This window comes from Xanthomonas sp. NCPPB 1132 (assembly GCF_056629235.1).
Window position 1 is genome coordinate 3,508,391 of sequence record NZ_CM152819.1, and the last position, 25,227, is coordinate 3,533,617.

Here is a 25,227-nt window from a genome sequence, read left to right on the forward strand (position 1 = left end):
CCCTTCGCCCCTGTCCGGCCGTCCTGGCCGGATGTGTTGATTTGATTTCCAGCCCGATCGAGTAGTACGAGCATGCGCGGACGCGACGAAGACACCGGTGAATTCCGCGGCGAAAGCCGCAGCCAGCAACGCCGCGAGGCGCTGGAAGTGCTGAGCCTGGGCGAGAAGCTGGTGGCGCTGACCCCGGCGCAGTTGGCCAAGCTGCCGGTGCCCGAGTCGCTGCTGCCGCATATCGCCGAGACCAAGCGCATCACCTCGCACATCGCGCACAAGCGGCAGCTGGCGTTCCTGGCCAAGCAGATGCGGCGCGAGGACGAGGCGGTGCTGGAAGCGATCCGCGAGGCGATGGACGTCAACAGCGACAGCGCGCGCCGCGAAGTGGCGGCCATGCACCGGGTCGAGGACTGGCGCGAACGACTGCTCGCCGAAGGCGACACCGCGCTGGCCGAACTGCTGGCCGAACACCCCGACGCCGACCGCCAGCGGCTGCGCCAGCTGGTCCGCAACGCCAAGGACGAACGGCTGAAGAACAAGCCGCCGCACGCTTACCGCGAGTTGTTCCGGGAACTGCGCGAGATGATCCTGGGTGGCGCGTCGGGAATGGGGAATGGAGAGTCGGAATCCGAAGAAGCCGACGACGACACGGCGTTCGACGACACGCGCGACTGAGGCGCGGCGCCGCCGGCTGCCACGCACGGCCGCCGCCCCACTCCCAGCCAAGCGAGCGCGGCGCGCAATGAACCTACCCGTCAGGCCGGCACTGCCGCAGCGCACCGCGGCGCCCGCTTTACCGATTCCCGATTCCCGAATCCCCACTGCCGGCCCCTAAGCCGTCCCGCCCACAGTCAGCCCGTCGATCAGCAGCGACGGCTGGCCCACGCCCACCGGCACGCTCTGCCCATCCTTGCCGCAGACGCCGACGCCTTCGTCCAGCGCCAGGTCGTGGCCGATCATGCGCACCTTCTGCATGGTCTCCGGGCCGTTGCCGATCAGGGTGGCGCCCTTCACCGGCGCGGTGACCTTGCCGTCCTCGATCAGGTAGGCCTCGGTGGCCGAGAACACATACTTGCCGCTGGTGATGTCGACCTGGCCGCCGCCGAAGTTGACCGCGTACAGGCCCTTCTTCACCGAACGGATCATCTCCTCGGGATCGTGCTGGCCGGCGCGCATGTAGGTGTTGGTCATGCGCGGCATCGGCAGGTGCGCGAACGATTCGCGGCGGCCGTTGCCGGTCGGCGCCACGCCCATCAGCCGCGCGTTGAGCGTGTCCTGCATGTAGCCGACCAGCACGCCGTCCTCGATCAGGGTGGTGCAGTTGGTCGCGGTGCCCTCGTCGTCGACGTTGAGCGAACCGCGGCGGCCGTCCAGGGTGCCGTCGTCGACGATGGTGACGCCGGGCGAGGCCACGCGCTGGCCGATGCGGCCGGCGTAGACGCTGGTGCCCTTGCGGTTGAAGTCGCCTTCCAGGCCATGGCCGACCGCCTCGTGCAGCAGCACGCCGGGCCAGCCCGGACCCAGCACCACCTGCATCACCCCGGCCGGCGCCGGCACCGCCTCCAGGTTCACCAGCGCCTGGCGCAGGGCCTCGCGGGCGAAGGCTTCCGGGCGGCCGTCGGCGAACAGCGTGGTGTAGTCGTAGCGGCCGCCGCCGCCGGCATAGCCGGATTCGCGGCGGCCCTGCTGTTCGACGATCACCTGCACGTTCAGCCGCACCAGTGGGCGCACGTCAGCGGCGAGCACGCCGTCGCTGCGCGCCACCAGCACCGTGTCCACGCCGCCGGACAGGCTGACCATCACCTGCTGCACGCGCGGGTCGGCGGCGCGCAGATACTGGTCGAGCCGCCGCAGCAGCTCCACCTTGTGCGCGTTGTCCATCGCGTCCACCGGATCCAGCGCCGGATACAGCGCGCGGCCGCCGCCGCGCTGCAGCGCGTGCGCCGGCTGCGCGCCGCCGTCGCGGGAAATGGCCCGCGCCGACTGCGCCGCGGCCAGCAGCGCGTCGCGGTGGATGTCGTCGGAATAGGCGAAGCCGGTCTTCTCGCCGGAAATCGCACGCACCCCGACGCCCTGCTCGATGGAGTGGGCGCCGTCCTTGACGATGCCGTCCTCCACGCTCCAGCTCTCGCGCCGCGAATGCTGGAAATACAGGTCGCCGAAGTCGATGCCGGGGCCGAGCAGCGTGCCGAAGGCGCGCTCCAGGCTGGTGGCATCCAGGCCGGCGGGAAGCAACAGGCGGGTTTCGGCGAGGCTCAGGGCGTGATCGTTCATGGGCTCAACATGGGGGAGGAAGGCGCGCAGCGCAAGCGGGGGCGGCACCGCACGGGAATGGACAGCGCGCCGTGGGTCTCTGTGCCGTCACCCCTATCGCCTCGTAGGAGCGGCTTCAGCCGCGACGGGCGTTACCGGTCATGCCCCATCGCGGCTGAAGCCGCTCCTGCGGACGGCGCGCGATCTAGGGCGTACCCGACGGCGCCGGCGACCGCGCCGATTCGCGCTCGATCACGTCCACCTTGGGATCCTTCCACGGCCCGGTGACCCGGTAGGTGCGCGCGCCGATGTTGCCCAGCGGCTTGCCCAGCACCGCGTTGGCGGCGGCGCCGACCGCCGCGCCGACCGGTCCGCCGGCCACCGCGCCGACCACGGTCAGCAGGTTGCCGGACTTGGGATTGACGTCGATGGTCTGGTCGAACTGCTGGGCGCGCAGGTCGGCCGCGCCACGCACCTTGATCTCCGCGGCCGGGCCATCGATGACCAGGTTGTCGCTGCGCGCCATGCCGTCGCCGAAGCGGATCTGGCCGTCGATGCGGTTGAAGGCGAACCCCTTGGAGAAGAAATCGCGGAAATCGAACATCAGCCGCCGCGGCAGTTGCGCCACGCTGAGCAGGCCGAGTACGCGCCCGGCGCCCGGGTTCAGTTCCAGCAACTGCCCATTGCGCGCGGCCACGTCGAGCTGGCCCTGCACCGTGGCCAGCTGCAGGCCGGACGGCGTGCCCGGCCAGGCGGCGCTGAGCGTCAGCTGGCCTTCGCCGCCGCGCACCTGCCCGCCGAAGTCCAGGTTCTGCATCAACTCGCCCAGGTCGCGGCTGTCGACGCTGGCGTTGAGCCTGGTGCGGGCGGTGGCGCCCTTGCCGCGCCAGTCGCCGCTTATGTCGATCTTCTGCTTGTCCGAGCGCAGGTGCAGCTGGTCCACCTGCATGCCGTCGGCGAGCTTGCGCGTGCGCAGCGAGGCCGCGCCGAGCGTCATCGCGCCGAAGCGCAGGTCGTCCACGTCCAGCGCCAGCGCCGGGATCGCCGCCGGGTCCAGGCTGTCGGCGAACGGGCCGGCCGGGACCGGGCCGGCGCTGCCGGCCACGCCGCTGTCGGCGGGCGTGGCGACCACCGCGGTCGGCGTGCCGTCCGCCGCCGGCAACGCGGCCGTGGCCGAGCGCCAGTGCACCCGCGCCAGGCGCCCGCCGAGCACGCCGCCGTCCTTGGTCGGCACGCTGAGGTCGCCGGCCAGGGCCGGGCCGTCCAGGTGCACGTCGATGCTGTCGGCCTGCGGCAGCAGGCGCAGGCGGGTACTGTCGAACACCCCGCCCAGCAACAGCAGATGATCGGCAAGGATGTCGATGCGGCGCAGCGGCATCGGGTCTTCGCCGCCGTTGGCCGCGGCGGCGTTCGGATCGGGGCGGCTGACCACGCCGATCCAGTCGATGGCGTTCAGCGCCGCGGTGCGCCCGCTCACCACCAGGCCGCTGGCCGGCGGTTCGTCGGCGACGTGATCGCTGCCCATCACCACGCGCACGCCAGTCTTGCCGCCCTGGCTGCGCGCGGCCAGCGCCATCAGCTTGCCGAAAGCCACCTCGATACGGCCGCTGCCGACCGGCAGCGGCACGTTGACCGAGGTCGCCAGCGGCGTCGCCGGCGCCTTGTCCATCGGCGCCGGCATCAACAGCTCGGTGCCGACCAGGTCCGAGCGCAGTTGCAGCCGGGTCGGCGGCTGCGCACCGCCGTCGGGCGTCTTGGGCAGGCCGACGCCGATGTTCCAGCGCGAGCGGCCCTGCACGTAGGGCTTGAGCCAGGCCATTTCCGGCACCCGGTCGAGCAGTTCGTTGGCGTCCAGCGCCGCGCTCAATGCCGCCTCGAAGGCCTGCTGCGGATCCTGCACGCCGTCGCCGGCGCGCAGCGCCAGCTCGCCCTGGTGGCCCTGGTAGGCCACGCTCAGCTTCTGCGCGGCGAACCCGGTATCGCTGTAATCGGCGCTGCCGCGCATATCGTCGAACGCCAGGTCCCAGCGCTTGTCGGCGATGTGCGCGCCGAGCAGGTCGACCGTGCCGCGCAGGTGGTGGGTGCCGACACCGGCACGCAGCGGCTGCAGCAGGTCGAAGGTGACATCGGCCGGCCCCGAGGCGCTGAGCGCATCCAGGGTGTCGCCGTAGCGGGCGCGCAGCGGGCTCTGCCGCAGCATCGCCAGCAGCTTGCCGGTCTCGGCGCGGGTGCTGGCCAGCACGCTGAGCTGACCTTCCTTGTAGTCGGGCAGCGCCGCCGACAATTGCTCCACCGGCACCCCGCCCATGCTGCCGCGGCCGTGCACCTCGAAGCCGTTGCCGATGAAGGCGACGCTGGCGTCCACGTTCTCCACCGCCGGCCAGTCGTGCTGGAAGCGCACCTTGGCGTCCTCCAGCCGCGCGGTCGCCTCGAAGCGGCCGTTGTGGTCGGCGAACGGCCAGTCGTCCAGGTCGCCGGAGACCAGCGCATGGCCGTCGCGCAGGCGCCCGCCCTGCAACGCGGCGTCGAGCCAGTCGGTGGCGGCCTTGCTCATCTTGGAGTGCACCCAGAACTTCTTCGCCGCCACCACCGGCGCGTCCTGCAGGTCGGCGGCCAGGTCGATCCACGGCCGCGAGCCGTCGTCCTGGAAGCGCAGTCCGCCGCGCACGTCGGCGCCGTAGTCGCTGCCCTGCACGCGCAACCCCGGGGTCGCCACGCGCAGGCCGGCGCCGTCGCGGAAGGCGACGATGCGCCCGGCCAGTTGGACCTGGTGGACCACGCCGAAGCCGCTGGGCCAGTCAACGCGGACCGGGCTGCCGGCCTCCAGCGCCAGTTCGCCGGCCTGCGCATCGCCGTCGAAGCGGCCGCGCAGCCCGCTCACACCGGGCGCGCCGCCGGCCGGCGCGAACGCCAGCTCGGCCAGCCGGCCCTGGCCGTACAGCGGACCGCCCGGCACCCCGCTCACCGCCACCTGGGTCAGTTGCAGGCGCGGCTTCGCCACCGACAGCCAACTGCGCAGACTGGGCGAGAGGCGGTCGCTGAGTCCGGCCACCGCGATCAGCGGCGCCACGTCGAGATGGTCGCCGAACAGGGCGAAATGGCGCCCGCCGGCCACGGTCAGCCCATCCAGGCGCTGCAGCGGCTGTCCGGCCTGGCCGAACTGCAGCTGCGGCGCATCCAGCCGCCAGCCGCCGTCGATCTGGCGCCAGCGCGCCATCGCGCGGAAGGTGGTGAAGGCCAGCGACGGCCGGGTGCGGCCGTCGGCCAGCGGCGCGCCGCGCAGCCGCAGATCGCGCAGCGTGGCCTGCACGGTCACCCCGGCGACACGGCGCTGCTGTAGGTCCAGCCAGCCCTGGACCTCGCCGACGCCGCCCTGCAGTTCGATCCCGGCGGCATGCAGCAGGCCGGCCCAGCCGGCCAGCTCCGCCGGGCGCACCGCCAGATAGGCCTGGCCGTCGCCGCTGTGTCGGTCCAACTCCAGCACCGCGGTCAGCGGCGCCTGTTGCAGATCGCTCCAGCCCTGCACGCCGACCTGCAGGCGCTCGCCGTTCACGCGCATCCGCAGATCGATCTTCGGCACCTGCGCTTCCAGGCCCAGCGACGGGGCGTGCACGCGCAGGCGGCCATCGATGACCTGCAGTTCGCCCAGCCCCTGCAGTGCATCCAGCGGATCGCCGCCCTGCCCCGAGGTCGGCAGGCCCTGCACGCTCCAGTTGCCGTCGTCGGCGCGCAGCAGGGTCAGCGCCAGCCCGCGCAGGCGCAGCTCGGTGAACGAGCGCCCGGGCAGCAACCCCGCGTACATCGACACCAGCACCTCGGCCTGGCCGATGCGCACGCCCTCGCCGGCGCCGATGCGCAGGCCGTCCAGGCGCAGCAACGGACCGCGCCGGGTCCAGGCCGTCTCCAGCCGGTCGAAGCGGATCGGCCGCCCGGCGCGTTCGCTCAGCCACGCCGCCACCTGCTGCGGATGCTGCTCCACGAACGGCAGCGCCTGGCTCAGCGCCCCCACCGCCAGGGCCACGCATACCAGCCCGATCGCCATCGCATAGAACGCGAAACGGCGAGCCAGACGCAAGCGGCGGCGCAGGGGGGGATGCATCAGGTGCCGGGATTGGGGATTGGGGATTGGGGATTCGCAACAGCCAACGCGATGCGCGCGGACGGCAACCGGTCGCGACCGAGCCGCTCAACCAATCCCCAATCCCCAATCCCGAATCCCTGCCTCACAACAACACCACGTCGAACTGCTCCTGCAGGTACTGTTCGTCGGCCTGGAAGCGGATGGTCTTGCCGAGGAATTCCTCCAGCTCGGCCACGGCCGCCGATTCCTCGTCGGTGATGCGCGCCACCACCTTGGTCGAGGCGATCACCAGCAGCCGCGCCGCGTCGAACTGGCGCACCGCGCGGGTGATCTCGCGGAAGATCTCGTAGGTCACGGTCTCGGCCGTCTTGATCGAGCCGCGCCCGCTGCATTCCGGGCACGGTTCGGACAGTTGCCGTTCCAGGCTCTCCACGGTGCGCTTGCGGGTCATCTCCACCAGGCCCAGCGGCGAGAACTCGTACACCGTGGTCTTGGCATGGTCGCGCGAGAGCGCTTTCTCCAGCGTGCGCAGCACCTGGCGGCGATGCTCGGCGTCGTCCATGTCGATGAAGTCGATGATGATGATGCCGCCGAGGTTGCGCAGCCGCAGTTGCCGCGCCACCGCCTGCGCCGCCTCCAGGTTGGTGCGGAACACCGTCTCCTCGAGGTTGCGCTGGCCCAGGAACGAGCCGGTGTTGACGTCGATGGTGGTCATCGCCTCGGTCTGATCGATGACCAGGTAGCCGCCGGACTTCAGCGGCACCTGCTTGTCCAGCGCGCGGGCGATCTCGTCCTCGACCCCGTAGAGGTCGAAGATCGGGCGGTCGCCGGTGTACAGCTCCAGGCGTTCGGCCAGCACCGGCATGTACTTGGCGACGAAGGCCTGCAGCCGCTCGAAGGTCTCGTGCGAATCGACCTTGACCTTCTCCACGTCCTTGCGGATCAGGTCGCGCACCGCGCGCAGCGGCAGGCTCAGGTCCTCGTAGATGATGCTGGCCGGGGCGCCGTCGCGGCCGCGCCGCTCGACCACGTTCCAGACCCGCGACAGGTAGGCGATGTCCTCGGCCAGCGCCTCGGCCGGCTGGCCCTCGGCATTGGTGCGGATGATGTAGCCGAAGCCGCCGTGGCTGGCGGCCAGGTCGGCGACCAGGGTCTTCAGCCGCTGCCGCTCGGCCTCGTCCTCGATCCGCGCCGACACCCCGATCACCCGCGACTGCGGCAGCAGCACCAGGTAGCGCGACGGGATGCTGATCTGGGTGGTCAGCCGCGCGCCCTTGCTGCCGATCGGGTCCTTGACCACCTGCACCACGATGTCCTGGCCGTCGCGCAGCAGTTCCACGATCGGCACCGCCGCCGACACCGGCAGCGGCGTCGCCTCCTCGGTGTCGCCGTTGCCGACCGGCGCCGGCCGCACCACGTCGTTGGCATGCAGGAACGCCGCGCGCTCCAGCCCGACCTCGACGAAGGCCGCCTGCATGCCCGGCATCACCCGCTGCACCCGGCCCTTGTAGATGTTGCCGACCACCCCGCGGCGCCAGCCGCGCTCGATGTGCAGCTCCTGCAGCATGCCGTTCTCGATGACGGCCACCCGGGTCTCGCGTGGTGTGACGTTGACCAGGATCTCTTGCGACATCACAGCACTCCGAAGGTGCGCAGCAGGTGGTGGGTCTGGTGCAGGGGCAGGCCCATCACCCCGGAATAGCTGCCGTCGAGACGGCTGACGAAGCGTTCGGCGCCGCCCTGGATCGCATACGCACCGGCCCGCCCCATCGGCTCGCCGCTGGCCACGTAGTCGGCGATGTCGCGCGCGGACAACTCGGCGAAGGTCACCGCCGTCGGCACCAGCACCACCTCCTCGCGGCCGGCGGCGACCAGGGCCACCGCGGTCATCGCCTGGTGGGTGCGTCCGGACAGGGCCGCCAGCATCGCCGCGGCGTCCTCGGCGTCGGCCGGCTTGCCGAACACGCGCTCGTCCAGCACCACTTCGGTGTCGGCGCCGAGCACCACCGCATCGGCGGCATCGGCCAGTTGCGCCCAGCCGGCGCGGGCCTTGTCCAGCGCCACGCGGCGCACGTAGGCCTGCGCCGACTCGTCGGCCGCGCGCACTTCCGGCACCTCGAGATCGAGGATCCGGAACGGCACGCCGAGGCGGGTCAGCAGTTCGTTTCTGCGAGGGGAACGGGACGCGAGATACAGCATGGCCGAAGGATAACCCGAGCGGACTGGCTGAACGAACGCCGATGGCGTGACGATCGCTTCAACCCCGGTGAAGATCACGACGCGTTCATCGTCGCGGCAACACCCTCGCCCCATTCTTCAAGGAGAACCCCGATGCGCGCATTGTCCGTCCGCCCGCTGCTGCTGGCCCTGTCCCTCGCCCTAGGAGGCACGATGACCGCCCACGCCCAATCCGCCGCGCCCGGCTATGCCGTGCCCGCCGACGGCACCCTTCTCAACATCGCCGCGCAGGCCGAGGCCAAGCGCGCCCCGGACGTTGCTGCGATCTCGGCCGGCGTGGTCACCCAGGCCACCGACAGCGCCGCGGCGATGCGCCAGAACGCCGAGCAGATGACCAAGGTGCTGGCCGCGATCCGCGCCGCCGGCATCGCCGACAAGGACGTGCAGACCAGCGGGGTCAGCCTCAATCCGCAGTACAAGTACGCCGAGAACCAGGCCCCACAGATCATCGGCTACCAGGCCAGCAACTCGGTCAACCTGAAAGTGCGCGACATCGCCAAGCTCGGCAAGGTGCTCGACGCGCTGGCCGCGCAGGGCGCCAACCAGATCAACGGCCCCACCTTCGAGATCGACGACCCCGAACCGCTGTACGACCAGGCCCGGGTCGATGCGCTGAAGAAAGCGCAGGCGCGTGCGCAGAGCTACGCCAAGGCGCTTGGCCTGCGCGTGCGGCGCATCGTCAGCATCTCCGAGGGCAGCAGCGGCGGGGTGCGCCCGCCGATGCCGATGATGCGCGCGATGGCGATGAAGGCCGAGGCCGACACCCCGGTCGCCGCGGGCGAGAGCAGCGTCTCGGTCAATCTGGACGTGGTGTTCGAACTGGGCAAGTAAGCGGGCTATCCCAGGCCACACCTCGCGACGGCGCCTGCGGGCGCCGTCGTCGTTTCCGGCTGCGGCAGCCCCCTGATCGCGTCGCCATCGCGGCCAGCGCTGCCCCCTGCCCATCTTGCCAAAGCCACCGCGACCGGCGCACTGTCGAAACGCGGACGGGCGCGCTGACCCCATCCGCCGCGCCCGTGCGTTCAGAGTGGCTGACAAAACGTCACGAGCAGCCGCCAGACGGGTGTGGACGGCGCGGAGGAACCGCAGTGTACGAGTGTACGAGTGGTACATGAGGATTCCGAGCACCGTCCGCGCCCGCCTGGCGGCTGCGCAGTAGGTTTGTTAGCCGCTCTTAGCCGTACCGCAGTCCACGACACTCCTATCGCAGAGGTGGATCCATGGTTCGCACGCAACTCCCCGCCCCGTCCTTCCGCATCGACCTGTCCCGGGTCCTGGCCTACAGCACCGCGATCGCCCTGCACGTGCTGGCCGCCCTGTTGCTGCTGCTTCCGCTCTCGCACGTGACCGCGCCACCGGAACCGGCACAGGTGCAGCCGCCCTGGCAGCAACCGGTGGTGGTCAAGGTCACGCCACCGCCGCCGACCATTCCCACCCTCGAGAAACAGGTGCCGACGCAGCCGCGCACGCCCACTGCGGTGCCGGTGCCGACCTCGACGCCGGCACCGGCGCCAGCGGCCGACAGCAGCCCGGTGGCGCTGGACAGCGCGCCCAACGTCGACCCCACGCCCAGCATCGCCGCGCCCAGCCTGCCGCCGGCGAGCGTGAGCGCGCCGGTGGACGGCATGCAGTTGCAGTACCTGCGCGCGCCGGCCCCGCCGTATCCGCGCGACGCGCTGCGCGATCGCCTGCAGGGCAGCGTGCTGCTGCGGGTGCTGGTCGGCACCGACGGGCAGCCGCTGCAGGTCAGCATCGAGAAGAGCAGCGGCCACCGGGTGCTGGACCAGGCCGCCCGCGACCAGGTGCTCAAGCGCTGGGCATTCAAGCCGGCGCTGCAGAACGGCACGCCGGTGCAGGCGTACGGGCTGGTGCCGGTCGATTTTTCGATGGATCGCTGACACGCCTCGACACCAATGACCGGCGCCTCGCGCGCCGATCATTGTCACCACACGGCTAGAGCCTCGCTCCAGTCCATCGACCTGGCTGCGCGCCGGGTTCCCGGCGCGACCACCTGCCGCATGGCGATTCCCATAAGACCGCCCGCGGGAACACCGCGACGCCGCGCCTCCCAGCGGGAGCGCGAGGCCGCCCCCCCGCTTGTCCGCCCCCCTACCGCCACGTCTGCCGCGCCTGCTGCCGGCCAATCCGCGCTGACGATCACCGCGCACGCCTCGTCGCACGGCAACCCCGACCTCATGGTGTCGGCGGTTGCCACAGACGCTGGATCCCCACGCAGCCCTTGCGCTCAAAGAAAAGGCCCGCCCCCCTCGGAAGGGGGCGGGCCTAACGGTCACGCTGACGCCGCGCCCGGCGTCAAACCTGGATCAATAGTCGTAGGACACCGAAAGCTGCAGGTAACGCGGGGTCTGGAAGTAGTTGCCCATGCCATAGGTGTTGAGCACCGTGTTCGGGTTCGCCTCCCAGGTGGCGTATTGCTGCAGCGGCTTGCGTTCGTTCAACAGGTTGAACACCTGCAACCCGAACGCCAACTTCTGGTCCGCGAACGCCGGGCGATAGATCGCACCCAGGTCAATCTGCTTGGTCCACGGAGTACGACCCGCATCGCCGGGCCGCGATGCACTGCCAGCACAGGTATGGTAGGCCGAACCGTAGCCGACTGGATCGCCCGCGGTCGAGCTCTCATCCACGCCGTTGGCGCTGAAGTAACCCAGGCAATCGCGCGGCGTCCCCGACTGGATGCGCAGGTTGGCAGACACCATCCACTCCGGCGCGATCTGGTAGGCACCATAGATCTTCAACTGGTGACGGCGATCGTTGGCGAGGTAGCCGCCGGCCCACGCCATCAGCGCCGCAGCATCCCAGTCCTGGGTCTTGGACACGTCGGTCTGGCCGATGTTGGACTTCAACTGGCCTTCGGTGTTGCCGAAGTTGCGCGACCATGTGTAGTCCACACGGGTGCTCCACTTGCCGTCGAACGCATGCTCCAGATACAGGTTGACCGCCGCGTAATTACGCTTGGCCGAGCTGTCGAAGCCCCAATCCGACTTGCTCATCGTGAAGTCGGTGCGGCCGCCACTGGTGTTGGCCAGGCTGAAGCTGTTGGTCCTGCCAGGATTGAACAGGATGCAACCCGGGATGTTGACCGTGCTCGGATCCACTCCCAACGATTCCAGCTTGGCGCTCATGCGGTCCGGATCGCACACATCGTCGATGGCCGACTGCAGCTTGCGGTAGGTGGCCTTCGCGCCGAAGGTCCACTTTTCGGCAAACGCCTGATCGAAGCCCACGATGGCTTCGTCCTGGTACATCGACTTCAGGTCGGTGGGCGTGAAGGTACGCGGATCCGGGGCGATCCCGTACTCGCCGTTGGAAGAGACCGGGCCGGGGCCGAGCGGGCGCAAGCCGGTCGGGTTGCCCTTGGCATCGATGCCGGTGTAGGTGAAGTACTCGCTGGTGTAGGTCGACGCCGAGGCACCGCGGATCGCCACGCTGTTGGGCAGCGCCAGGAAGTAACGACCCAGGTTGGCGTAGACCTTCAGCGTGGAATCGCCATGCACGTCCCAGGTCGCGCCCAGACGCGGCGCCCACTGGTTGCCGCTGTCCACGTACGGCTCGGCATCGCTGTTGCTATTGACGAACTTGTCGTTGCGCAGGCCCAGCGACAGCAGCACGTTGTCGCTGACCTGCCAACGATCCTCGAGGAAGTAGGCCTTCTGCTTGACCGTCATCGACGTGGCGGTGCTGAAGATCAGCCGGCGAACATAGTAGCCCTGACCGCCCGGCGCGCCCACGCCCAGCGCCGAGCTGATCGGCGACGTCGGCCTGGACGACTTGGCGTAGTACCAGGAGTAGCCAGGGCCGGTCATCGACTGACCTTCGTTTTCGGCCTGGTAGTAGATGTTGTCGATACCGAAGGCCAGATCGTGGTTGCCCAGGCGGTAGTCGAAATCCAGGCGCAGTCCACGAGTGTTGTCCTTGCCATCGAGCAAGTTGCGGGCGCCCTGGCCGTTACGGATCGGCGTACCGCCGTTGGTCGCCGGATCCTGGAAGACCACGCCGCTCAGGTACGGGTCCGGGCTGACGATGCCCGGGTAGTCCTTGTTCTCGTAGGTGCTCTTGCCGTAGGTGGCGCTGAAGGTCAGGTCCTGGGTCAGATAGCTGGTGTACTTGCCGATGTAGAAGGTGCTGTTCTTCTTGACGATGTTCGGTTCGACGGCGGTGTTGCGCGCGCCCTCGGACAGCGTGTCGTAGTCGAACGCGTTGTAGTAGCCGCCGGTACGATCGTTGCTCTTGATGCCGGTCAGCTCGAGGATGTTGCTGTCGTTGATGTTCCAGTCGACCTTCGCATAGACCTTGGGCTTTTCCTGACTCGAGTGATTGCGCGCCAGGACACTGCTGTCGGACGAGTTGGTCGCCACGCTGTCGATCTTCTCCTGCTCGGCCGCGACGAACACGAACAGGCGATCCTCGATCAACGGGCCGCCGGCATAGGCGCTGTATACGTTGCTCCAAGTCGGGTTGTCCTTACGCGAGCGGTACAGGGTGCCAGGTAGCGAGGCATCCTGATAGTTGTAGCCGCTGGGCAACGCCCCTTCCGGGTAGTACACGTCCTTCGGCGATTCCGACGTGCCGCGCGGTCGCCACAGTACTTGCCCGCCGAAATGCCATTCGTTGGTGCCGCGCTTGCCGATCTGGCTGATCACGCCGCCGTCGGAACGGCCGTAGCGCGCACTGTAGCCGCCGGTATAGACCTCCTGCTGGTCGATTGCACCGTACGGAAGGCTGACGCCGCCGATGTTGTTGATCGGGTTGCCGGTGGAGAAACCATTGACGTAGTAGGCATTCTCCGACACGCCGGCGCCACCGAAGGACACCGCGTTGCCGAAGTAGCCGCTGCCGGCCACGGCGCCCGGCGCCAGCAGGGCGATCGCCTCGGCGGAACGGGCCAGCGGCAGGCGCTGCAGTTGCTCGGCGGTGATGACCGTGCGCGAGTCGACCGTGGTGACGTCCACCGGCGCCACGTTGCTGGCGCTGACGGTGACCGTATCGAGCGTGGCGGTGCTATCGGACTTGGTGAAGGAGACCTCGGTACCGGAGCTGACGCGCAGGCCGATGCCCTTGCGGGTATCGACGGCCTGGCCGTCCTTGTTCAGGGTGACCGTGTAGGTGCCGACCGGCAGCGAGCCGATGTTGAAGCGCCCGGCGCTATCGACCGGAACCGTGCGGGTCAGGCCGGTATCGCTCTGCACGGTAATGGTGGCGCCTGCCGGCGCAGCGCCATAGATGGAACCAGTGGTGCTCTGCGCGTGGACGACGCCCTGCGTGAGTGCTGCCCCCAAAAGCACGGCCAGTACGCTACGACGCATGACACGGCTCGGATAGTGCTTGGACATCTGTCCTCTCTCCCCCTAACGGAACGTGAAGAACCTCGGCTGTCGGATACAGCGTTGGCGTGGAATTTAAGAAATCTTTAACGAAAATTTGTTTCGTTCAAAACTAATTTCTTAACGCGAGATTAATTTAGAACAAAATTTCCACGCGATTGCAACTCCTGGCTCATGACTTTTTCACACAAAGTGGCTAAAGAGGGAGCAGAGCACCCGCCGCAACAGTGGGATAAGCGCATGTTTTCCTTGGGATAGAAGCCGCGTTCGCAACCACACGGCCGACCTCAGGCAAGCCAATGTCCGCATGCGAAAGATCATTCCCAGCCGCACTTTGCGCGCGGTCGGCTTGCGCGAATCGGCGGCCAAGGCGACACCAAGCGCCCAGCACTGTCGACGAGCGAAGCGCAGAGACGTTTGGAAGCTGCCCCATGAAGGGCATCGTCGAAGGGGACAGGACAACCCGGGAACGAACTGGCCAGCGCAAGTAGGCCAGCAACACAGTGTCGGCACGGGACTGCCTCAACGTGCGGCGCGCATCATCGGACCCGCCGGTGCGATCGAGGACGTCCATGGCGCGCCCAGCCGCGCCGCAGACACCGCCATGCATCGTTTTGGCGCAGAGGCCGCACCATCGCGAGGCACGATTACGCCCCCCAGCATTGCGACAACAATCAGGTGCTCCTGCGCGTAAAAACTGGGATGAGTGGCATAAAGCCCTCATTCGACGAGGGTTCTTTCCAAAAATTTGACGATCCTTTCACGGCAAATCCATCCAGATGCATCGAGGGCAGCGCCAAGCCGCCCCTTTGTGGTGCATACATATAAATACGTGCGTTTCCCAGTTAGGAGAGAAACTGTGAACACCCTGTCCCCTCGGCGTGCAACCCGCCGGCAGTTGCTTTGCGCCTCCGTCGCCAGCGTCCTTGCATGCGTGGCCGCCCCCACGGCCTTCGCCCAGGAAGCGGCCACCAACCTCGACCGCATCACGGTCACCGGCTCCAACATCCCGCGCACCGACACCGAGACCCCGTCGCCGGTGCAGGTGGTGACCCGCCAGGAGATCGATCGCACCGGCAAGACCTCGCTGGGCGAGTACCTGCAGACCTTGACCTCCGATGGTTCCGGCTCGATCCCGAAGAGCTTCGGCAATGGCTTCGCCGGCGGTGGTACGGGTATCTCGCTGCGCGGCCTGGGCGCCGGATCCACCCTGGTACTGTTGAATGGCCGGCGCATGGCCACCTATGGCCTGGCCGACGACGGCCAGAAAGTCTTCACCGACCTGAGCACCATCCCGCTGGACGCGGTCGAGCGGGTCGAAGTGCTGAAGGACGGCGCCTCGGCGATCTACGGCTCTGACGCGATCGCCGGCGTGGTCAACATCATCCTGCGCAGCGACTTCCAGGGCGCGATCCTGCGCGGTTCCTACGGCCTCTCCGGCGACGGCGACGGCGATGCGCGCAAGGCCACCCTGACCGCCGGTACCGGCGATCTCGCCAAAGACGGCTGGAATGCGTTCTTCAGCCTGGACGTGGGCAAGACCGACGCGATCAGGATCAGCGACCGCAAGGACCGAAAGTGGATCGGCACCGGCGACATCCGGCGCTGGGGCTACGGCAACGATGCGCAGTTCCTGGGCGGCGCCTTCCTCAACGGCGGCCGGAGCGGCGGCGTGGGCCCGAACGGCTCGGTGTTCGACAACAACGGGCAACTGGTCGCGCTGCCCGGTTGCGCAGGCCTGACCACGATTCCGGGCCAGAGCGACGCGACGGCGCAGGCGCAGGGCTGCCTGTGGGATCCGGCTCAGCAGTTCCGCGACCTGGCGCCGGAGGAGAAGTACGTCAACGTGTTCGGCCGCGCCAGCTTCGCGTTCGGCGAAGGCGGCGAGATCTACACCGAGATCGGCTACTCGAAGAAGGACACGACCTTCTCCAATACGCCGTCGGGCGTCTCCGGCGGCTGGGGCTACCCTGGCAATACGGTCAACGCCAACAGCGGTGCCGGCGCCACCGTGCTCTACGCCGGCCATCCGGACAATCCGCTGCCCTACGCCGCGCGCGTGCGCTACAGCGCCTGGGACGTGGGTCCGCGGGTCACCGAGAACAACAACGCGTTCAACCGCGTCCTGGTCGGGGTAAAAGGCAACTGGGGCGACTGGAGCTACGACACCGGCTACCTGCACTCCGGCACGGACCTGACCAGTACGCGTACCGGCTTTCTGCGCTACAGCGCCGTGCGCTGCGTGCTGGGCAACCCGGCCTGCCCGGCCGGCACCTGGCGGATCGGCGACAACGCCAACCTCAACTCGCAGGCGTTGTACGACTACATTTCACCGACCATCAGCGCGCGCGCCAAGTCCAGCCTGGATTCGTTCAACGCCACCGTCTCGCGCAGCCTGATGGATCTGAAGGGCGGCCCGCTGGGCCTGGCAATCGGCACCGAGTGGCGCCGCACCAGCAACAGCCTCACCCCGCAGACCTACACCGACGTCGGCGATATCATCGGCCTCGGCTATTCGGCTTATGACGGCGTCCAGAACGTATATGCCGGCTACGTGGAACTGTCGGCGCCTGTGCTGGAGCAACTGGAACTGTCCGCGGCGCTGCGCTACGACAAGTACGACGGCGGCGACGGCAAGGCCACGCCGAAGCTGGGCGTGAAGTGGACTCCGGCCGACTGGATCGCGTTGCGCGCTTCCTACGCTGAAGGCTTCCGCGCGCCCAATCCTGCAGAAAACGGCAAGGGAGGACTTGCGGCGTTCTCCAATGCGACGGATCCGGTGCGTTGCGCAGCCGAGAACACGCCAGCCAACTGCAATGCGCGCTCGGTCGCCATCATCACCACACCGAATCCCAACCTGAAGCCTGAGGAGTCCAAAAGCTATTCGGTGGGCATGGTGCTGCAGCCGACCCGGAGCACATCTCTGACGGTGGACGCCTGGGAAATTAAGCGCACCGACGAAATCGCTGCCAGCGATACCGCCTCTGCGATCGCAGCGGGCAATGTCGTGCGCGACAGCGACCTGATCAACGGCATTCCGGGAACCGGCAGCATCCTGGCGGTCAACACCGCTTATGTGAACGCCTCCTCGTCGCGGGTCCGCGGCATCGATACCGATATCCGTCAGACTTTCGACATCGGGCCTGGCGAGTTGGAAATGGATCTGCAGTGGAGCCACCTGCTGAAGTTCGAACGTACCGATGCCGGCAGCACTGCCGACTATCTCGGCACCCATGGCAACTGCGACGTGACCAATTGCGTCGGCACGCCGAAGGACAGGATCAACTTCGGTACGACCTGGCGCCAGGGTCCGTGGAGCGTCAGCGGCGTGGCGAACTACATTTCCAAGATGGAAAACGTTGGCCAGCGCGGCGGCGACTACCTGTTCAGTTATGCGGACGGTACGCCGGTCAAGAAGATCGCCTCGTTCACCACCTTCGACCTGTCGGGCCGCTGGAACATCACCGAGGCGTTCGAACTGAACGCGTCGGTGCAGAACGTGTTCGACCGGATCGCCCCGCTGGATCCGACCACCTACGGTGCGGTCAACTACAACCCGCTGCACTTCAGCGGCGCGATCGGCCGCTACTTCACGGTGGGCGCGAAGTACACGTTCAACTGATCGCGAGCGTCGCACAGCGATAAGAAAAAGCCCGGGCGCAAGCCCGGGCTTTTTTGTTGCCTGAGCGGCGCGCAAGTTTCGGCATCACGCACGCCTTGCCGCCGCGCACACGCGCTCAGCGATCAGCGATCAGCGATCAGGCGCGATGGTAGGGATGATTGGCCAGCATCGCCGCCGCACGGTACAACTGCTCGGCCACCACCAGCCGCACCAGCATGTGCGGCAGGGTCAGCGGCCCCAGCGACCAGGATTCGCTGGCCACCGCCAGCACCTCCGGCGAGTGCCCCTCGGGACCGCCGATCAGGAACGCCAGATCGCGCCCCTGTCCGCGCCAGTGCTCCATGCGCTGCGCCAGTTGCTCGGAACTGTGTTGCTTGCCGGGCACGTCCAGCGCCACCACCAGCGCGTTCTTCGGCAGCGCCGCCAGGACCCGACGGCCTTCGTCCTCGATCGCGCGCTGCGCATCGCGACCCTTGCCACGCAGGCCGGGTTCGATCTCGACCAGATCCAGCGGCAGCCAGTGCGAGAGCCGCTTGCGGTACTCGGCGAAGCCCTGCGCCACCCAGGCCGGGGCGCGCTCGCCGGTGGCGATGAGGCGCGCCTTCATCCCGTCGACCGCCGCGCACGCATCATCCGCGCTCCGCCACGCAAGCAGCCGCGGCGGCGTCCTGCGCCTCGAGCGCCGTACGCTGCTCGCGCAACCACTGCTTGAGCGTGGACGGCTGCTGCAGCGCGCGCCGGTCCTCGTCGAAATACGCGATCTCGTCCTGCAACTGGCGCTTGATCTGCGCCATCAGCGCATCCAGGCGCCGCGGCTGCGGGCGGCGCTCCAGGGCCAGCCCGTAGTCGGCCACGAACGCATCGACCACCTGCGCCAGCTCCCGCTCGACCTGCTGCAGTTGCGTGGCGAACATCGCGGCGTAGTCGCCGATCCGCTCCTCGGCCATGGACGCGACGCCGGCGTGGTCCAACTGGCCGATCTCCAGTTGCAGTTCCAGCAGACCCAGCAGATCGTCCTGACGGTAGACGCGGTTGAGTTCCTGCATCAGCGCGGTCTTGCGTTCGCGTTGCCGCGCATCGGGTTCGCGGTCCGGGTGCAGCGCCGCGACCAGGCTGCGGTACAGCGCGCGCCGCGCCTGCTGCGGATCGGCACCGCTCGCGGCCGCGGAGCCCGCGCCGACGCGACGGCGCTTGGCATGCCGCTGCGCGCGTCCGTCCGCATGCGCCCGCTGCTGGTGCTGGCGCTGCTGCAGTTGCGCGTACAGCATTTCCAGTGACGGCAGGTGCTGCAATTCTTCGATGGTCAGGCCGAACTCGGCGGCGAGCGCCGCCTGCATCGCGGCGTCCTGCATGCTGTCGCCGCCCTCGCCTTGCGCGCCGCGGTGGCGTGCATGGATCGGCTTCAGCGCGTCGAATCCGGGCTGCTCCAGCAGCGGCGCGGCCAGCGCGCAGAGCGTCTCGGACACGTCCGCACGCTCGCGCTTGCCCAGCTTGTGCATGGCATGCGCGGCGTCCAGGTCGTGGACCAATTGTGCCTGCGCGGCGTCGCGCGCCTGCAGCAGCGGCTCGACCTGCGCATGGAAGCGCTGTTCCCAGCGAGGCAGCGCCTCGCGCCAGTCGCGCAGTTCCTCGCGGGTTCGCTCCAGGCGTTCGATCAGCGCATCGAAGCGTTTGCGCGCCGGTGTGGCCAGCGGCTGCGCAGCGGTGTCGGTCCCAGCCCGGATCCGTACGGACTGCGCGATATCGGACCCACCCGCCGGCAGGCCGGCCTGGCGCTTAGGCATCGCGTGCCGCGTCGTCGCCGTCGTCGTCGCCCGGCGGCTGGTCGCCGACCGTCCACAGCCGCTCCAGCGCATAGAACTCGCGCACCCGCGGCAGCATCACGTGCACCACCACGTCGCCGAGATCGACCAGCACCCACTCGGCCTCGCGCTCGCCTTCCACGCCCAGCGGCATGACGTCCAGGCGCTTGGCGTACTTGATGACTTCGTCGGCGATCGACTTGACGTGACGGGTGGAGGTGCCGGAGACGATGACCAGGTAGTCGGTGACGCTGGACTTGCCGCGCACGTCGATTTCCGCCACGTCCTTGGCCTTGAGTTCCTCGACTGCCTCGCGGACGTGGGCGAGCAGGACCGGCAGCGGCGGCGGCGGATTGGGGACTTGGGTCTTGATGACGTGGGCTTGACTGGACAAAGCGGCGAACTCGATGGAATGGGGCGAATTATAGGCGACCCCGGCAGGACGCGTATTCAGCCAGCGGGACCGGCGCCCGACGCATACAGGCCGTGGTCGCGGATATAGGCCGCCACCGGTGCCGGCAGCAAGGCCACCCAGTCCTCGCCGGCGACGATGCGCGCCCGCACCAGGCTGGCCGATTCGCTGCGCAGCGGCTGCCGCAGGCACCACAGCCGGCCGCCCGGTGCGCGGGTCAGCGCCTGCGGCGTGTCGGCCCAGCGTCCGGCCACCGCCTGCGCCAGCTCCGCCGGCACCGCCCGCTCCCAGCCGCTGCCGGCGCGGTCGGCGACGATCAGGTGCGCGGCCTCGAGCAGCGCCCGCCACTCACGCCAGCCGTTGAAGCCGACGAAGCTGTCGCTGCCGATCAGCAGCGCCAGCGGCGCGTCGGTGCCGAGCTCGGCGCGCAGCTCGCGCACCGTATCGATACTGTAGGACGCCACCCCGGGTCGGGCCTGCGCACGGCGCACCTCGTGCAGGTCCAGCACCAGCCCCGGCGTGTCGGCGATCGCCAGCGCCAGCATCGCGCAGCGCTGCTGCGCATCGGCGCCCGGCGCCGGCCGATGCGGCGGATCGGCCGCCGGCATCATCCGCACCGGCACCCCGACCGCATCCCGCGCCGCCCGCGCGATCGCCAGATGGCCGTTGTGGATGGGATCGAAGGTGCCGCCGTAGATGAGGGCGAGAGGCCGGGATTCGGGATTGGGGATTCGGGATGCATCAGCCGCCCGCTCGGGATCGCCGCTGTTGCCAATCCCCAATCCCGAATCCCCAATCCCGGCCGTCATACCACCAACAACCGCACCGCCCGCGCCTCGGCGATCGCCAGCAGCAGGCGCTCCAGGGCGATCCAGGCGTCGCCGTCGGCGCGGCCCTTGGCGATGCGGTCGATGCGGCCGGCCTCGGCGGCGAAGCGTTCCCAGCGGCGCGGTTCGGCGTGGCGCTGCAGGGCGCGTTTGAACGGGGCCTGCCGCGACTCCCAGATGCCCTGCCCCTTCATCTCCGCGGCCAGGTTGCCGCCGGCGGCCTGCACCTTGGCCAGTGCGGCCGTGCGCAGCAGTTCCTTGATCAGGATCGGCAGCAGCGCGGCCACCGCCTCGCCCTCGGCACGCAGGCCGGCGAGCATGCGCCGCACCGCCGGTGCCTGTCCGGCGAGGGTCGCTTCGGCCAGGCGGAACACGTCGTAGCGGGCGGCGTCGGCGACCAGCGACTCCATCGCCGCCACGTCCAGGCCCTGGCCATCGGCCAGCAGCGCCAGTTTGTCGATCTCCTGCGCCGCCGCCAGCAGGTTGCCTTCCACCCGTTCGGCCAGGCGCTGCACCGCGCCGGCGTCGGCGCGCAGGCCCTTGCTGCGCAGGCGCCGCTCGATCCAGTCGCCCAATTCGTGCGGCTTGATCGCCCAGGCCACGGCGATGGTGCCGATGCGCCCGACCGCGTCGGCCCACTTGCCCTGGTGCGCCTTGCTCCATTCATTGCAGGTGATCAGCAGCACCACGTCCGGCGGCGGATCGGCGCAGAACGCACTGATGACCTCGCCGCCCTCCTTGCCGGGCTTGCCGCTGGGCAGGCGCAGTTCGATCAGCCGTTGCGCACTGAACAGGCTGGGGGCGTTGAAGCTGGAATACAGCTGGCCCCAGTCGAAGTCGCGGCCGTCGGCGTCGAACACTTCGCGCTCGCCGATGCCGGCAGCGCGGGCGCGGGCGCGGACCGCGTCGGCGGCTTCGAGCACGCGCAGGGTTTCCGGACCGGCGATCAGGTAGACCGGCTGCAGCGGCTGCGACGCCGGCTGGGTAGCGAGTTGTTCGGGACGCAGTTCCATGGCGACAGCCTACGCTGCTGCAGGCGAATGCGGCCAACGCTGCGCGCCTGCAGCGAACGGCGCGGCCGCCGCGGGCGGCGGCGAAGGCAGCAGGGCGAGGCTCAAGGCTGCGGCGTGGTCGCCGGCTTGTCTGCGGCCGGCGTGGCGTCGGCCGGCTTGCCTTCCACCGGCGTGCCGTCGGTCGACGGCGGCGCGGCGTTGACGTCCTTGCCGTCGCGCACCTGCGCGCGCACCACGCTGTCGATCCGGCGCAGCATCGACGCCGACATCTCGCGGCGCAGTTCGTCGGCCAGGATCTCGCGCTCGGTGGAGGTACCGGTGGCGTCGGTCGGCGGCGACACGTAGTCGCGCGACAGCTCGATCACCTGCTGCGGCACCAGCACGCTGCCGTCGGCGCGGCGGAACACGAAGATCGCCGCGTAGCGCAGGCTGTACTCCTGGGCGCGGCCTTCGGCGTCGAGCGCGATCGGTAGGTCGCCCCAGCGCTCGGACAGCACTTCCAGGCGGGCCACGCCGGTGTTGACGTCCTTGGGCGCGATCTGCGCGCCGGCCGCGCGCAGGCCGCGCTCGAGCAGCTTGGCCAGCTCGCTGTACGGCGCCGAGGACACCACCTTCACCGACGGCGTGTCGGCCGGCAGGGTCAGCTTGTTGCGCAGGTGGAAACCGCAGGCGGTCAGGGACGCCGCGAAGACGAGAGCGAGCAGGAGTCGGGTCATGGACACAGTCTGGAGGAGCCGGCTGGGCGCGGCAACAGGCCGCTAGCCTGCCGCACGCCGCGTGAACGCGGGTTGAGACCTGATGCCGCACCGTGCGGCCGCGATGCGGCCGCCGCGGCGCGCCGGCTCACGCCGCCACCAGGTTCACGATCTTGCCCGGCACGATGATGATCTTGCGGATGCTCAGGCCTTCCAGGAACTTGGCCGCATTCGGCTCGGCCTGGGCCAGCGCCTCGATCTGCTCGCGCGGTGTATCGGCACCGACCTCGATGGTGCCGCGCAGCTTGCCGTTGACCTGCACCGCCAGGGTCACCGCGTCGCGCACCAGCGCGGCCGGGTCCGGCTGCGGGAACGGTACGTCTTCCAGCAGCGTCGCCGGATGGCCCAGCGCCTGCCACAGCGCGTGGCTGGCGTGCGGGGTGATCGGGTTGAGCAGCAGCACCGCCGCTTCCAGCGCTTCCTGGCGCACCGCACGACCCTGATCGCCGGCGTCGTCGAACTTGGCCAGCGCGTTGGTCAGTTCCATCACCGCGGCAATGGCGGTGTTGAAGCTGTGGCGGCGGCCGTAGTCGTCGGCGACCTTGCCGATGGTCTCGTGGGTCTTGCGGCGCAGCGCCTTGTGCTCGGCGTCCAGCGCGGCCGGATCCAGCGCCGGCGCGGCGCCGTCGGCGACATGCTTGTGCACCTGCGCCCACAGCCGGCGCAGGAACCGCGCCATGCCGTCCACGCCGGCCTCGTTCCACTCCAGCGACTGCTCCGGCGGCGCAGCGAACATCGAGAACAGGCGCACCGTGTCGGCGCCGTACTTGCCGACCATCGCCTGCGGATCCACGCCGTTGTTCTTGGACTTGGACATCTTCTCGGTGCCGCCGATCAGCACCGGCTGGCCGTCGCCGCGGTGCACCGCGCCGATCACCCGAGCCTTGTCGTCGCGCTGCACGTCCACGTCGGCCGGGTTGATCCAGTCCTTGGAACCGTCCGGGTTCTGCCGGTAGAAGGTCTCGGCGATCACCATGCCCTGGGTCAGCAGGTTGGTCGCCGGCTCGTCGCTGTCCACCAGGCGCGCGTCGCGCAGCAGCTTGTGGAAGAAGCGGAAATACATCAGGTGCAGGATCGCGTGCTCGATGCCGCCGATGTACTGGTCCACCGGCAGCCAGTAGTTGCCGCGCTTGTCGACCATGTCCTTGGCGCCGGGCGAGGTGTAGCGCGCGTAGTACCAGCTCGACTCCATGAAGGTGTCGAAGGTGTCGGTCTCGCGCTCGGCCGCCGCGCCGCACTGCGGGCAGGTGGTCTTGCGCCATTCCGGGTCGGTCTTCAGCGGCGAGCCGGTGCCGCTCAGCGCCACGTTCTCCGGCAGCAGCACCGGCAACTGATCTTCCGGCACCGGCACCGCGCCGCAGCTCTGGCAGTAGATCACCGGGATCGGGCAGCCCCAGTAGCGCTGGCGGCTGACGCCCCAGTCGCGCAGGCGGTAGTTGACCCGGCGCTGGCCCTGGCCCTTGCGCTCGAAGCGCTCGGCCAGCGCTTCGAACGCGCCCTGGAAATCCAGCCCGTCGAACTCTGCGGAATTGACCAGTTCCAGCTCGCGGGTCTTGTCGCCGTACCAGTCCTGCCAGCGGCTCGGATCGTAGCTGCGCTCGTCGTCGTTCTTCGGCGCCTTCAGCGCGATCACCTGGCGGATCGGCAGGGCGTACTTGCTGGCGAATTCGAAATCGCGCTGGTCGTGGCCGGGCACCGCCATCACCGCGCCGGTGCCATAGCCCATCAGCACGAAGTTGGCGACCCACACCGGCACCTGCTCGCCGCTGATCGGATGCACCGCGGTCAGGCCGGTGGCCATGCCGCGCTTTTCCTGGGTTTCCAGTTCGGCTTCGGAGACGCCACCCTGCTTCAGCTCGGCCAGCAGCGCGGCCAGCTCAGGATTGGACTTGGCCGCGTGCAGCGCCAGCGGGTGCTCGCTGGCGATGGACACGAAGGTCACGCCCATCAGCGTGTCCGGGCGCGTGGTGAACACGCGCAGCGGGTCCAGCGCACTGCCGTCGGCGTCGCGCACGTCGAACTGGATCTCCAGGCCCTCGGAACGGCCGATCCAGTTGCGCTGCATGGTCTTGACCGATTCCGGCCAGCCCGGCAGCTGATCCAGGCCGTCCAGCAGCTCCTGCGCGTAGTCGGTGATGCGCAGGAACCACTGCGGGATCTCGCGCTTTTCCACCAGCGCGCCGGAGCGCCAGCCGCGGCCATCGATGACCTGCTCGTTGGCCAGCACGGTCTGGTCGATCGGGTCCCAGTTCACCACCGCGTTGCGGCGGTAGGCCAGGCCCTTGCGCATCAGCCGGGTGAACATGCGCTGCTCGTGCACGTAGTACTCGGGCCGGCAGGTGGCGAACTCGCGCGACCAGTCGATGGCGTAGCCCAGCGACTTGAGCTGGCTGCGCATGTGGTCGATGTTGGCGTAGGTCCACTTCGCCGGCGCGGTCTTGTTCTTGATCGCCGCGTTCTCGGCCGGCAGGCCGAACGCGTCCCAGCCCATCGGCTGCAGCACGTTCTTGCCGTTCATGCGCTGGTAGCGGCTGATCACGTCGCCGATGGTGTAGTTGCGCACGTGGCCCATGTGCAGCGCCCCGGACGGGTACGGCAGCATCGACAGGCAGTAGAACTTGGGCTTGTCGGAGGTCTCGTCGACCTCGAAGGCGCGGGTGGCGTCCCAGAACTGCTGGGCGGAGGATTCGACCTGCTGCGGGTCGTAGGCGGTGGGCTCGACGGCGGACATGGAAACGGGCAAGGGCCAGGCGGCAACAAAGCGGCCAAGGGTACCGTAGCGCGGCAAGCCGCTCCAATCCCGGCGACGGACGGCAGTGGCGCGCAACGCCCGCGCACGCGCCAGCAGGCGCAGGAACCGCCGCTGCAGCGGCGTCGGCGCCGCG

Annotated in this window: 16 protein-coding genes and 1 other RNA gene; 4 read left to right on the top strand and 13 right to left on the bottom strand. The window is 69.1% G+C overall.

The annotated features are described in order from the left end of the window. The first annotated feature begins 72 nt into the window (after positions 1-72). Positions 73-669: a ribosome biogenesis factor YjgA gene (yjgA, locus tag AC1G9L_RS14950; protein WP_019802490.1), complete on the top strand. Its 597-nt coding sequence runs from the start codon at positions 73-75 to the stop codon at positions 667-669. A gap of 156 nt (positions 670-825) precedes the next feature. Here yjgA and tldD read toward each other — a convergent pair whose 3' ends face one another. The 4 genes from tldD to AC1G9L_RS14970 form a co-directional block, all read right to left on the bottom strand. Next, the gene (tldD, locus tag AC1G9L_RS14955) at positions 826-2,268 is read right to left on the bottom strand and encodes a metalloprotease TldD (protein ID WP_104609472.1); all 1,443 of its coding nucleotides are present in this window, start codon (positions 2,266-2,268) and stop codon (positions 826-828) included. Between the two features lie 184 nt (positions 2,269-2,452). After that, on the bottom strand, positions 2,453-6,346 hold the full coding sequence (locus AC1G9L_RS14960; RefSeq protein WP_481069411.1) for a YhdP family protein: 3,894 nt from the start codon (positions 6,344-6,346) through the stop codon (positions 2,453-2,455). 124 nt (positions 6,347-6,470) lie between these two features. Continuing rightward, entirely contained in the window at positions 6,471-7,961 is a 1,491-nt protein-coding gene (gene rng, locus AC1G9L_RS14965) for a ribonuclease G (protein ID WP_010340444.1), read from the bottom strand. Then, on the bottom strand, positions 7,961-8,527 hold the full coding sequence (locus AC1G9L_RS14970; RefSeq protein WP_481069412.1) for a Maf family nucleotide pyrophosphatase: 567 nt from the start codon (positions 8,525-8,527) through the stop codon (positions 7,961-7,963). The genes rng and AC1G9L_RS14970 overlap by 1 nt, the downstream gene beginning before the upstream one ends. Positions 8,528-8,659: 132 nt before the next feature. Here AC1G9L_RS14970 and AC1G9L_RS14975 point away from each other — a divergent pair, with 132 nt between their 5' ends. Further along, positions 8,660-9,397: an SIMPL domain-containing protein gene (locus tag AC1G9L_RS14975; protein ID WP_010340442.1), complete on the top strand. Its 738-nt coding sequence runs from the start codon at positions 8,660-8,662 to the stop codon at positions 9,395-9,397. A gap of 198 nt (positions 9,398-9,595) precedes the next feature. On the opposite strand, the gene AC1G9L_RS14980 is transcribed toward AC1G9L_RS14975, so the two are convergent. Next, positions 9,596-9,679: non-coding RNA, sX9 sRNA (locus AC1G9L_RS14980), on the bottom strand. 107 nt (positions 9,680-9,786) lie between these two features. On the opposite strand from AC1G9L_RS14980, the gene AC1G9L_RS14985 reads away from it, so the two are divergent. After that, on the top strand, positions 9,787-10,464 hold the full coding sequence (locus tag AC1G9L_RS14985; protein WP_481069413.1) for an energy transducer TonB: 678 nt from the start codon (positions 9,787-9,789) through the stop codon (positions 10,462-10,464). A gap of 426 nt (positions 10,465-10,890) precedes the next feature. Here AC1G9L_RS14985 and AC1G9L_RS14990 read toward each other — a convergent pair whose 3' ends face one another. Continuing rightward, positions 10,891-13,920: a TonB-dependent receptor gene (locus AC1G9L_RS14990; protein ID WP_481069414.1), complete on the bottom strand. Its 3,030-nt coding sequence runs from the start codon at positions 13,918-13,920 to the stop codon at positions 10,891-10,893. A gap of 889 nt (positions 13,921-14,809) precedes the next feature. Here AC1G9L_RS14990 and AC1G9L_RS14995 point away from each other — a divergent pair. Beyond that, positions 14,810-17,533 carry a TonB-dependent receptor gene (locus AC1G9L_RS14995; RefSeq protein ID WP_481071145.1) on the top strand — a complete coding sequence of 908 codons (2,724 nt, stop codon included), beginning with the start codon at positions 14,810-14,812 and terminating at the stop codon, positions 17,531-17,533. 136 nt (positions 17,534-17,669) lie between these two features. Here the strand turns inward: AC1G9L_RS14995 and rlmH are convergent, their stop codons facing one another. From rlmH to leuS, 7 genes are all read right to left on the bottom strand, one after another. After that, a complete protein-coding gene (gene rlmH / locus AC1G9L_RS15000) occupies positions 17,670-18,140 on the bottom strand; it encodes a 23S rRNA (pseudouridine(1915)-N(3))-methyltransferase RlmH (RefSeq protein ID WP_010340439.1) in 471 nt (156 codons plus the stop codon). A gap of 22 nt (positions 18,141-18,162) precedes the next feature. Then, positions 18,163-19,317, bottom strand: coding sequence for a J domain-containing protein (locus tag AC1G9L_RS15005; RefSeq protein ID WP_481069415.1), 1,155 nt, complete (start codon positions 19,315-19,317; stop codon positions 18,163-18,165). Continuing rightward, entirely contained in the window at positions 19,310-19,729 is a 420-nt protein-coding gene (rsfS, locus tag AC1G9L_RS15010) for a ribosome silencing factor (protein WP_019801677.1), read from the bottom strand. The genes AC1G9L_RS15005 and rsfS overlap by 8 nt, the downstream gene beginning before the upstream one ends. A 56-nt stretch (positions 19,730-19,785) precedes the next feature. Beyond that, positions 19,786-20,478 carry a nicotinate-nucleotide adenylyltransferase gene (gene nadD, locus AC1G9L_RS15015; RefSeq protein ID WP_481071147.1) on the bottom strand — a complete coding sequence of 231 codons (693 nt, stop codon included), beginning with the start codon at positions 20,476-20,478 and terminating at the stop codon, positions 19,786-19,788. A 74-nt stretch (positions 20,479-20,552) separates the two neighbouring features. Then, complete coding sequence (gene holA / locus AC1G9L_RS15020; protein WP_010340435.1) at positions 20,553-21,587, bottom strand: DNA polymerase III subunit delta; 1,035 nt, start codon at positions 21,585-21,587, stop codon at positions 20,553-20,555. A 101-nt stretch (positions 21,588-21,688) separates the two neighbouring features. Next, positions 21,689-22,303, bottom strand: a complete 615-nt coding sequence (locus tag AC1G9L_RS15025) for an LPS-assembly lipoprotein LptE (RefSeq protein WP_010340434.1) — start codon at positions 22,301-22,303, stop codon at positions 21,689-21,691. A 127-nt stretch (positions 22,304-22,430) separates the two neighbouring features. After that, positions 22,431-25,073, bottom strand: coding sequence for a leucine--tRNA ligase (leuS, locus tag AC1G9L_RS15030; RefSeq protein WP_019800965.1), 2,643 nt, complete (start codon positions 25,071-25,073; stop codon positions 22,431-22,433). Positions 25,074-25,227 lie beyond the last annotated feature (154 nt).